This is a genomic window from Xenorhabdus miraniensis (genome assembly GCF_002632615.1).
Window position 1 is genome coordinate 1 of record NZ_NITZ01000046.1, and the last position, 10,398, is coordinate 10,398.

Annotated in this window: 11 protein-coding genes; 3 read left to right on the forward strand and 8 right to left on the reverse strand. The window is 41.0% G+C overall.

Features of this window, described 5'->3' with window-relative positions:
• Positions 1-16: 16 nt before the first annotated feature.
• Positions 17-532: a ribonuclease domain-containing protein gene (locus Xmir_RS21295; protein WP_099116013.1), complete on the forward strand. Its 516-nt coding sequence runs from the start codon at positions 17-19 to the stop codon at positions 530-532.
• Positions 533-536: 4 nt separating this feature from the next.
• On the forward strand, positions 537-806 hold the full coding sequence (locus tag Xmir_RS21300; protein ID WP_099116014.1) for a barstar family protein: 270 nt from the start codon (positions 537-539) through the stop codon (positions 804-806).
• A gap of 167 nt (positions 807-973) precedes the next feature.
• Here Xmir_RS21300 and Xmir_RS21305 read toward each other — a convergent pair whose 3' ends face one another.
• Positions 974-1,927, reverse strand: coding sequence for a D-2-hydroxyacid dehydrogenase family protein (locus tag Xmir_RS21305; RefSeq protein ID WP_099116015.1), 954 nt, complete (start codon positions 1,925-1,927; stop codon positions 974-976).
• Between the two features lie 193 nt (positions 1,928-2,120).
• The gene (yjgA, locus tag Xmir_RS21310) at positions 2,121-2,657 is read right to left on the reverse strand and encodes a ribosome biogenesis factor YjgA (protein WP_099116016.1); all 537 of its coding nucleotides are present in this window, start codon (positions 2,655-2,657) and stop codon (positions 2,121-2,123) included.
• A 198-nt stretch (positions 2,658-2,855) separates the two neighbouring features.
• Here yjgA and pmbA point away from each other — a divergent pair, with 198 nt between their 5' ends.
• Positions 2,856-4,199: a metalloprotease PmbA gene (gene pmbA, locus Xmir_RS21315; protein ID WP_099116017.1), complete on the forward strand. Its 1,344-nt coding sequence runs from the start codon at positions 2,856-2,858 to the stop codon at positions 4,197-4,199.
• Positions 4,200-4,249: 50 nt separating this feature from the next.
• On the opposite strand, the gene rnk is transcribed toward pmbA, so the two are convergent.
• The 6 genes from rnk to Xmir_RS31395 form a co-directional block, all read right to left on the reverse strand.
• The gene (gene rnk / locus Xmir_RS21320) at positions 4,250-4,660 is read right to left on the reverse strand and encodes a nucleoside diphosphate kinase regulator (protein ID WP_099116018.1); all 411 of its coding nucleotides are present in this window, start codon (positions 4,658-4,660) and stop codon (positions 4,250-4,252) included.
• A gap of 205 nt (positions 4,661-4,865) precedes the next feature.
• Positions 4,866-6,098 carry an alanine racemase gene (gene alr / locus Xmir_RS21325; RefSeq protein ID WP_099116019.1) on the reverse strand — a complete coding sequence of 411 codons (1,233 nt, stop codon included), beginning with the start codon at positions 6,096-6,098 and terminating at the stop codon, positions 4,866-4,868.
• A gap of 615 nt (positions 6,099-6,713) precedes the next feature.
• The gene (locus Xmir_RS21330; RefSeq protein ID WP_099116020.1) at positions 6,714-8,042 is read right to left on the reverse strand and encodes an ATP-binding cassette domain-containing protein; all 1,329 of its coding nucleotides are present in this window, start codon (positions 8,040-8,042) and stop codon (positions 6,714-6,716) included.
• Positions 8,039-9,118, reverse strand: coding sequence for a cupin domain-containing protein (locus Xmir_RS21335; protein ID WP_099116021.1), 1,080 nt, complete (start codon positions 9,116-9,118; stop codon positions 8,039-8,041). The genes Xmir_RS21330 and Xmir_RS21335 overlap by 4 nt, the downstream gene beginning before the upstream one ends.
• A 10-nt stretch (positions 9,119-9,128) precedes the next feature.
• Positions 9,129-9,977 carry an aKG-HExxH-type peptide beta-hydroxylase gene (locus Xmir_RS21340; protein WP_099116022.1) on the reverse strand — a complete coding sequence of 283 codons (849 nt, stop codon included), beginning with the start codon at positions 9,975-9,977 and terminating at the stop codon, positions 9,129-9,131.
• 49 nt (positions 9,978-10,026) lie between these two features.
• Entirely contained in the window at positions 10,027-10,158 is a 132-nt protein-coding gene (locus tag Xmir_RS31395) for a hypothetical protein (protein ID WP_279627222.1), read from the reverse strand.
• Between the last annotated feature and the right edge of the window lie 240 nt (positions 10,159-10,398).

The following is a 10,398-nucleotide window of genomic DNA, read 5'->3' on the forward strand; positions in this document are numbered from 1 at the left end:
ATAGCTTGAGGTCATCATGAAAAAAAGCATATTAACGGCTGTATTATTGGTTCTGGCGGTTGTCTATATCGTCTTTGCCAACGGAATTGTGCCGTTTGGTAAGGATACAACAGAGCGGAATACAATTGCTTCGGAGACAATTGTTTCAGAGACAATAGCTTCGGAGAAAATAGCTTCAGAAAAGGCGCCTGCTCAGCAGATTGATGTTCTGACCGAACAGAGCCGTGTTGCGGACTATCTCCGTCAGCATCACACATTACCGGGCTATTACATAACAAAGAAACAAGCCCGTCGCCTTGGCTGGAATGCCCGTGAAGGCAATTTATGTGAAATTCTGCCGGGACGGGCAATTGGCGGTGATCGGTTCGCCAACCGTGAGAATAAACTGCCGACAGAATCTGGCCGTCACTGGTTTGAAGCCGATGTGAATTATCGGTGTGGGCACAGAGGCAGCGATAGGTTGCTCTATTCTAATGATGGCCTTATTTATCTGACGGTTGATCACTACAACAGTTTTACCCGGCTGGAGTAATGATATGAAAAAGGTGGAATTCGACTTTAGCCAAATCCCGGACTTGAGCACTTTTTATGATGAATTTAAAGAGCGCTTTGATCTTGGGGATGATTTCGGTGCTAACTTGGATGCGCTGTGGGATGCTGTGACGGGAGGGATTCAGTTGCCGGTTGAAATTAATTTCATCAATTTAACGTCACAGAAACAAGTGCGTTTTTCAGCATTGGTGCTGTTGTTTGAAGAAGCAGAAGAAGAGCTGGAAGGGGAATTACGGTTTAATGTGATGGATTAAGATTTACCTTGTTGTTGAGACTCCTCGCTTGCTGGAGGCGGGGAGCCATGTGGAAAAGAAATCAAATACCTTGCAGGAGTTTATTGTTATTACCTTCGAGGCAAGGCTCAAAGATAAATATATCGCAGATTAACAATGTCACGCTTATTATGTAAATCTGCGGATAATTATTTATTAATCACATAACTTTCATCACCAGAAAAATAACGCTCAATATTTTTAAATGCGCTTTCGAAATAAATGTCATAACAGCTTTTGGTGACATAGCCAATATGTGGGCTGCACAGTACGTTATCTCGCTTTAATAAAGAGTGATTGGCATCCCAAATCGGTTCAATATCAAAAACATCCAAGGCGGCAAAACCCGGCGTTCCTGAATCGAGGGCTTTTTCCAATGCACCGGCTTCTATCAATCCAGAGCGAGCTGTATTTACTAATACTGCGGTAGGTTTCATTTTAGTTAAATCAGCAAATGTGATACCCCCTGCGGTTTCTTTGACTAACCGTTGGTGTAAGGTGATGACATCTGAAGTCTGGAAAAATGCTTCTCTCGAGTCTGGAACGATTAATCCCTCTTGACGGGCTTGATCTTGAGCACGGGAAGATCCCCAAACCTGTACTTTCATGTCAAAGGCTTGCGCATACTTGGCAACAAGTTGGCCTATTTTGCCATAACCGACTATGCCAAGTGTTTTTCCTGCCACGGTATCGCCAAATTCAGTCTGCCAGTGGCCTTTTTTCATGGCTTCTACAGAAGGCACAAATCTGCGTATGGAGCTTTGAATTAGTAGCCAGGTTAATTCGGCGGCGGCAATCGGTGAACCCAAACCTTCAACAACGGCAACGCCCCGTTGTTTGCACAATGCCAGATCGATATTGTAAGCCACCTTTCCTGTTTGGCTGATCAGTTTTAAATGGGGAGTTTTAGACAAAAATTTCTCATCAATCAGTGTTCTTTCACTGATCAATATCAGGGCATCAGCCTTGGATAATAATTCTTCTGCTTTAGGATCACGGTCAAGAGCACCCAGACAAACTACCTGAAAATCACTGTTCTGGTACAAAGCTTGAAGGTGTTTTGTAGCATGTTGATAATCATCAGGAATAACGACTAACGGCATTTGAAACATCCTTTATGTAAATTTTCATGATGTAGGGGGAACAGGGTGAAAATCATTAAAGGCTATCTCATTTTTCGTTACTTATCTGTAGCATTTAGCCCAAAGTGTTAACTTAAACTGTTCTGATATGACAATGAGGAAGGTATAGAAGGAAGTACCGCCAATCCTCAACGAAATGGCGGTGGAAAAAATACTAAGCGGATTCCGATAACTCTTTCAGGTATTGGAACATCTGGCGGTAAGATTTCGGTGGCTTGTTGGCCGCCTTCTCTTTTTTGGCGTTGCGGACCAGTGTACGAAGTTGCTGGCGATCCGTATGTGGATACAGCGCCACGACTTCTTCAAGCGCATCGTCGCTTTCAAGGAGTTTGTCACGTAGCTCTTCCAGTTTATGCAGAATAACAACTTGCTGGTTGTGACGGTTTTTCAGTTTATCCAACGCAATCGTGATTGGTTCAGGATCACGGGCACGCAGTAGCTTTCCAATTAACTGCAATTGACGGCGGCGGCCTTCACGTTTGATTTTTTGTGCCAGTTCAATGGCTGCCAGCAAATCTTCATCCAGTGGAATCCGCTCCAGTTGGCTTTTGCTGAGTTCAACCAGCTCTGTGCCTAATTTTTTCAGTATTTCAGCATCCCGCTTGATTTCACTTTTACTGACCCAGATTATCTCTTCTTCTTCCTCTTCAGCAGGATAATTGTTGAGCCAATCTTCAGGCTGCTTTGCCATAATTGTTTTCCTTCTAAAAAGGCCGGATAAGGTGTGTTTTGGAGCATGACCTATCGTCCGGTGGGTGTTAACATCCTAATATTGTGTATTGTAACTGGGAAAATTGCCTGATTACCACCCGGCATTCATGTCATGAGCCGGACGGAGGCATTTTTTCTGACGAATTCTCTCTTTAATTCATTGGATTACGGTTAATTAATGATAGTTACCAATCAACAAATCGCAGAGCAACGTAAGCAACTGGAAAACGCAGTCGCTCATGCTCTGGAATTAGCGAAAGCCGGTTGTGATGCCGCAGAAGTTGCGGTCAATAAAACCACTGGGATTAGCGTCAGCACGCGTTTCAGTGAAGTCGAAAATGTTGAATTTAACAGCGATGGCGCACTGGGAATCACTGTTTATCATCAGCAGCGCAAAGGCAGCGCTTCTTCAACCGATCTCAGCCCAGAGGCAATCGCCCGTACTGTTCAGGCTGCAATTGATATCGCTCGCTATACGTCTCCTGATCCTTACGCAGGCCCTGCGGATAAAGAGCTGTTGGCATTTGAGGCTCCGGAGTTGGATCTTTTCCATCCTGCGGACTTGGATGCAGATACGGCCATTGAATTGGCGGCCCGTGCTGAACAAGCCTCATTGCAGGCAGATAAGCGCATTACCAATACCGAAGGGGGGAGTTTCAACAGCCATTATGGCATTCGGGTATTTGGCAATAGCCATGGCATGCTGCAAAGCTATTGCTCAAGCCGTCATTCAATGTCGAGCTGTGTGATTGCTGAGCAAGATGGCAACATGGAGCGCGATTATGCTTATACCATAAGTCGCCATTTTGACGAGTTGAAATCCCCTGAGTGGGTTGGGCAGGAGTGTGCCCGTCGTACGCTTTCCCGTCTGGGAGCGCGTAAACTGCCAACGATGAAAGCGCCTGTTATTTTTTCTGCGGAAGTGGCAACAGGATTATTCGGTCATTTGGTTGGTGCGATCAGCGGTAGCAGTATCTATCGTAAATCTTCTTTCTTGTTGGATAGTCTGGGCAAACAGATTCTGCCTTCATGGCTGACGATTGAAGAGCAGCCTCATTTGTTGCGAGGGCTGGCTTCAACACCATTTGACAGTGAAGGTGTGCGTACAACGCCACGCGATATTATCAAAGATGGGATTTTGCAGACGTGGCTGCTGACTTCCTATTCTGCCCGTAAGTTGGATATGACGAATACAGGCCATGCGGGCGGAATTCATAACTGGCATATCGCAGGTCAGGGACTGGATTTTGCGGGTTTGCTGCGTGAAATGGGAACCGGCCTGCTCGTTACTGAGCTGATGGGTCAAGGCGTTAGTGCAGTCACTGGGGACTATTCCCGCGGCGCATCCGGTTTTTGGGTTGAAAACGGTGAGATCCAATACCCGGTCAGTGAGATCACCATTGCAGGCAATTTGAAGGATATGTGGGCGAATATGGTGACAATCGGTAATGACACTGAAACACGCAGTAATATTCAGTGTGGTTCAGTATTGCTGTCGGAAATGAGTATCGCCGGTCAATAGGGATACTCAATCAACAACAGCCAGTTTGGTGTAACCGGGCTGGCTGTGAGTTAGCGGTGATATTCACCTGCGGCTTCTGGTTGATAAATTATTTCTAATACTTTTACTCGTGTCTTTTCGCCGTTAGGTAATTTCCAGCTGATTTCATCGTTCACTCTCAGACCCAAAAGTGCAGCACCCAAAGGAGCCATAACGGACAGATGTTTGGTGCTGTCTTTCAGGGATGCCGGATAGACGAGTGTGCGGACACGTTCTTCATTGCTGCCCAGATCAATAAAACGAATTTCACTGTTCATCGTGACAACATCGGCAGGAATGTCGGGTGGAGACACAATTTCCGCTCTATCCAGCTCTTCATTCAGGGCAACTGCAATGCTGGTGTTAGCAAATGCAGGTTGTTCCAACAAGGAATCTAAACGTTCGGCATCCAGTTCGTTGATAATAATTTTAGGTTTTGTCATACCACGCTCCAAATTAGACTCAATACAAAATAACACCCCGCATCGCAAGGAGGGGGGTGTTATTTTCGAAGTGATTAAAATGATATTAGGCTGTTCTGTCGTGAAAATAAAGAGATCATGATCACGAACTGTTTTGTGTTGTTAATGAGATAAAGCTTATTAATACAGGTCAGAAGAATAACCCGATATCATTTGGAACGACTGATTAGGAGCCTGTAACCGCGATTTTTGGGTTAGTTTCTCCCCAGATGGAAGATAACTCAACAACGTGCATACCGCTCCATTTCTGGACGTCAGACTGAGTGATTTCGTCGTTGCCTTGTTTACCGAAGATCACAACTTCATCGCCAGCCTTCACGTCAGGCAGGTCAGTAACGTCTACCATCGCCGTGTTCATGGAAATGCTGCCAATAATTGGCGCACGGTGACCATTGATCAGAACATAGGCTTTGTTTGACATGTTGGAACTTAAGCCATCAGAGAAACCAACTGGCAGGTTAGCGAGTTTGGAATCACGTTTCAGGATGTAAGTGTTGTCGTAGCTAACACCATTACCTTTAGGGTATGACTTGACAGAAGCAACACGGGTTTTAACTTCAATCAGCGGCTTGTATTCTGGATGACTGGCGGTCAGAATGCCGTAAAGTGCACTACCAACGCGTACCATATCAAATTGTGCTTCTGGGATGCTCATGGACGCAAAAGAGCTTGATGCGTGCAGCGTGATTTCATCTCTTTTCAGGTTGGCGGTTTTGATCAACCAAGAAGTTTGTTCTGTGAAGTTCTTGATGCTCGAACGGATTACATTCAGATCGCTGATAGCATGGTGGCTCATTATGCCGGTCAGTTTCAGGTTAGGTAACTGAACGATTTTCAGTGCGTCTTGTTGACCTTGCTCAGTTTTCATTTCCAGACCGTTACGGCTCATGAGTCCGGTGTTCAGTACCAGATGAACGCGAATTTGTTTGCCATGTTTTTTAGCGAGAGCATCAACAGCTTGAGCCTGTTCCAGATCACCGACCATTTCTTCCATGTCATAGCCCAGTGTACTTTCAATTTCACTTATATCCGCAGTGCGGACACGCAGTAATTGTCCTTTAAAGCCACTCTCACGCACGATGCGGGCTTCTTCATTACTGGTAATGCCCACACAAGTTACGCCCGTTTTAATGACAGATGGCATCAGCAAGCCGATACCATGACCGTAGGCATCGCCTTTCAGAATCGCACACATTTTGGTGCCTTTATTCAGGTTCTTTTGCAGTGTGTGGATATTGTTTTCGAAAATAGTGGGGTTGACTTCAACCCAAGAGTTGTTGTGGGCAGCAACTTTTTGTGCTTGAGCATTGTCTAAGGAAAGAACAGGCGCAGCCTGAGCAGCACCTTGGCACAGAGTCAGACCAAGAAAAATAGCCTGTGTAGTTTTATTAAAACGCATGAAGTAAATCTCCAATTTAGGAACTGTACATATAACGTTCTGTTTGTAAGTGCGTCTTAATAATAAATTCTTTTTAATCTAATTTCACATGGTTAACTTATTGAATGCTAACATTTATTATCAATATAATATTATTTATAAATAGTTAGAGTAATTAACTAAATTAATAGTTTAAACAACTCATTTTTATCTTTGGTGAATATTTAGTGATCAGTATTTATTAAGGTTTTTTTATCTTTAGTTGGTTTTTTCGGCTGTTTTTATGTTTGTGCAGAAATATGAGAGCTGATTTGGAGAAAAAATAGTTTTGATGTGCTAATCAAAATGGACTGAACAATATAATAAATGGATGCGATGAGGATAAGAGATGGTATCTATGGGAGGAGGGAGGTTTTTTTCAAGGAAGAGATATTAAGAATCCTCCCCTGCATATCCCTAACGAAAATATTTGGCAGATGTACAGATAATTGCGAGGCGATTTTCCAGTATACAGTGATGTGATTATACGTTCTGAAGTTTAGGATTCTGGTAATGAATCCAATAGTTAGATTTCTGTGCTAAACTATGATGTTTTAATTGGCTCTCTCATTTCTCTTAAGCGAGCAGTATTACGTCTTAGTGTCGGATTTCGATGATTAAATTATCTTCAGCCAAGGAAGTCAGAAATTTATCGATAATTTGAGTGTTCGACTCATCCAGATTCGCATCCCATTCATCTAAGAAAATAATGCGATGTTTAATATTAGACAGTAATGCCATTTGATATAGTTGCTTTTGTCCAGTTGAGCCCGGAACGGTATCTTCACCTACTTGTATATTAGGGCCAAAAAATAACGCATCAGGGTACTTACTTTTCGTATATTTTAGGAGTGAGGATTTACCCGCTCCGTTACTGCCAGAAATCAAGTATCTGCCATTAACCGGTGCTTTTTCTAAATCAAGCTCGATGAAAGTATGTACATTTAGTATCTGCTCGTTAATTAGATCCATGACTGAAATTTTCCCATTGTCTATGCTTGCCAAATAGTCATAGCCTTTTAGGCTTGCTGAAAATAAATACAGCTTCTGGATTTTATTTTTCAGTAACATGATCTGACTTGTGCTCATGCTTGCTGCATGGATGTTTTGAAATAGTTGCAATGTTCTAGGTAAAACAGCCACCAAGGCGCCAATAGCCACTGTATTATTTAAAATTTGGTAATATGAAAATAAGACCAAGAGAGGAATAGAAATGAGTATTGGAGTACAAGAAATGATCTGTTCTAAAGTTTTATAAGACTCCGTCTTTTTAAAGTAAATATCAACTTTTTGTTTTGATGATGCTAGTGCAGAGGCCAATGATTTCTTATCACCATAAAACATATTATCCCATATTTTACTTATAGAATGTAATGCGGCTATCTTTTCATTTTGCATACTACTTGCAATAATACCTATTTTACTTTTTGATAAATACAAAAGCATCACAGATAAAAACATACAAAATACGATCACGCTAGTCAATACAGCGCCAAGGATGGCAAACAGAGCAATAGTGGTAAAAAGGACATTAAAATATATAGCCAGTATTTCTATGAAGGCGAATCCAGCTTCATCAAGCGTGCTCAAAGCCTCACCACTTAGCCATAATTGCGTTGTTCTTTTATTTTCCTCGGTTGAGATTGAATGATTTTTTGAAATTTCAGTTAAAGTATTTGAATAATATCTCTCCCACAAATTGTTAGAAAGTTTAACCCGATAAAACAATGAAGCTGAGCCGAGAAGGTAGGCAATAAAGATAGATAGAAAAAACATGGCTGTATAGTAAAATGCTTCCATGGGGAGCGTAGCTACTTTCTCACCAGCCAACCCGATGAAATAAGTGGACAGCCCCACTAAAACTTGCTGCAGACATATCAATGCAAGACATATTAAGAAAAACTTATTTGAAAAAATATTTTTCATTTTGACTCAACATTTAATCCAAGTGTTTTTAATACATGTATTATCTTTGGCTTAACTGTAACAGGTAAATTTTCAATCAGTGTGGTAAGTTTATCCTCAAAGTTTTCAATGCCCATTTCAGGGAAGATCATCACTCTATCTTCCTGGCTATACGATGAGGCCAGACAGGATAAGAACAGGCGGTCATCAAATTTAGTGAAAAGGGGTTTGACTTTATTGATAATAAATTGCGATGACCTTCTGAGGGTAACCGAAGAAACAAGCTTTAATTTTAAGCTTTTTTCATCCTCACTTTTAGATGCATCAATATAACCTTGAAGCAGGTCAATATTGTCAGGGTGATATAAGAATTCTGACATTTTCATCATAAGCCAAAATTGCTCGGTTGCAGAAGAATCCTTCAACTCCTGTAAAAACTGACTTTTGCACTCTTTGTCGTCAATCATAGATAATAGATTGAAATATTTTATTTTTTTATTAAAAGCAATATTTGTTGCAGAATGATTAACCCGCATGTATGGAGGGAAGTAATTGAGCTGTGGGGATAGTACGGTGATCGGATGCGTTCTTACTATCAGGCTGATCGTCGGCTTCTCTAAATGCCAAACAGCATGTTTCTCTGTTCTGCCAAATGGAATAATTCGGCAGTCCCCTTTTTTACTGATATAAGCCTCGGTTAACTTTATGTTTCCCATGCTCAGGTTGTGACTGATTTCATTTTCTTCATCAAAAGAATAAATGGTATTCAGGGCGCTACCTTCGAGTTGTAATAAGACGCCAGAGAAGTCGTGATCATGAATAGATGTATCTTTATCCCACCAGTTCAGAAGCTCAATGTAAAACTTACCATTATCAAAAAGCTTCATATGCAATTCTGAAAATTCGGAAGCTATCTGAATTTTTTTCAAAGAATTAAGATTGATCAGTGAATTGATTTCCTTGAAGGAAAAGAGAGAGATTAAATCTACCTTTTGCATTTCAGACTTGGCTATATCTGCAAACGAGTAGCAGCTATAGTCATCCATATGCCATCTCGCCTCTATTTTACCCGCAAGATTTTCGATTGCTTTTAACATGTTTTATCCTTTAGTTAAGGTTTTCACGTGCTGTCATAATAAATTCTTTTGTTCTGTTCGTGATGAGGTTGTTTAAGTTTTTCATACCGAGTATTTCTGCTATGGACTGATTGGTGTTTTTTTTAAGGATATTCGTTTTTGGATGTATGGTGACGTTTCCAGCGTTTAAGAATTTCTGTCGCGCATTTAAAATTTCATGTGAAACTAATATACTATGTACAACTTTATCCAAAGGACTCTTTTTTCCCAGTAGTGCGGAAGTAGAATAGTTTTCCGGTTTTATTATTTCTGCATAATGAAATTGCTCATGACAACGCTCATCTATAAATAACAGATGGTGTGTCAACTCATGAAGCAAAAATTCCGCTATGTCATGCAGTGTTAAGGCGCCATGACCGCTAATCCAAATACTGCCAATAGCCGTCGAAGATGAACCACCAAAGGATGATACGTTTGAACTGCTTGTAGACTTTCTGAAAAAAATAGTATGGATCACTAAATCAAAAATCAACTTAACGTCTTTATCGCTGTCCGCTAAATGGGTATAGCCGTTTTTCACTAACGTCGACAACTCTTGGTATTTATCAGTTCTGTGTTTTTCACCAATCATTTTAACCTGATTCAGGTCGTCAAGTGCACTCGGCTGATAGGCTAATATTAACGAGTTTATCTTTTCTTCATTAGAGACAATGATTTCATCGGAAAAATTAATGGGATGGTAAGGCTGATGATTTTTCAAAAAGTCCAAGTAAAATGGCTTTAGATCTTCTATTTTTTTAATATTCTCAGAGCCAGGGAGACTCCTTGAAAGAAGGTACACATTTTTTATTATTTCATCTTTTCCTAGAATACTGAGCATATCATTTTCCTAAAGAATAAATAGCACCCAATAAATGGGTGCAAGGAGTTTAAGCATCAAATGCGAGCATGTTCATTGGGCCGAGAAGAGAGACTTCTTCGCTTTCCATTTTAGAAACTTGGGTTTCAGTCGCGTTAATTTCAGTTTCTTTAACGGAATCGATCAATTCTTGAATATTCATGATTAATCTACCTTTATGTAATGGATTTATAATTCCCAATATATTTATTGGGTGCTAACATCCTAGTATCCGGCATATACTTAGACAAGATTTTTTTAACAAAATCGTTACACAATTCTAATTTTTTAATAACAATTTAAATTAACCCGAATTCTGGATAAGAAGTTGACGAGAAGCCTGTTCCAGGAGCAAAGTTTTGGTGCACACCCAAAAACAGCTCCGAGGTGGAACAGGCTATGG

Bases quoted from the DNA above. Each gene is read 5' to 3' on its own strand.
- Xmir_RS21295 (WP_099116013.1), top strand. From the start codon at position 17: ATGAAAAAAAGCATATTAACGGCTGTATTATTGGTTCTGGCGGTTGTC.
- Xmir_RS21300 (WP_099116014.1), top strand. From the start codon at position 537: ATGAAAAAGGTGGAATTCGACTTTAGCCAAATCCCGGACTTGAGCACT.
- Xmir_RS21305 (WP_099116015.1), bottom strand. From the start codon at position 1,927: ATGCCGTTAGTCGTTATTCCTGATGATTATCAACATGCTACAAAACAC.
- yjgA (WP_099116016.1), bottom strand. From the start codon at position 2,657: ATGGCAAAGCAGCCTGAAGATTGGCTCAACAATTATCCTGCTGAAGAG.
- pmbA (WP_099116017.1), top strand. From the start codon at position 2,856: ATGATAGTTACCAATCAACAAATCGCAGAGCAACGTAAGCAACTGGAA.
- rnk (WP_099116018.1), bottom strand. From the start codon at position 4,660: ATGACAAAACCTAAAATTATTATCAACGAACTGGATGCCGAACGTTTA.
- alr (WP_099116019.1), bottom strand. From the start codon at position 6,098: ATGCGTTTTAATAAAACTACACAGGCTATTTTTCTTGGTCTGACTCTG.
- Xmir_RS21330 (WP_099116020.1), bottom strand. From the start codon at position 8,042: ATGAAAAATATTTTTTCAAATAAGTTTTTCTTAATATGTCTTGCATTG.
- Xmir_RS21335 (WP_099116021.1), bottom strand. From the start codon at position 9,118: ATGTTAAAAGCAATCGAAAATCTTGCGGGTAAAATAGAGGCGAGATGG.
- Xmir_RS21340 (WP_099116022.1), bottom strand. From the start codon at position 9,977: ATGCTCAGTATTCTAGGAAAAGATGAAATAATAAAAAATGTGTACCTT.
- Xmir_RS31395 (WP_279627222.1), bottom strand. From the start codon at position 10,158: ATGAATATTCAAGAATTGATCGATTCCGTTAAAGAAACTGAAATTAAC.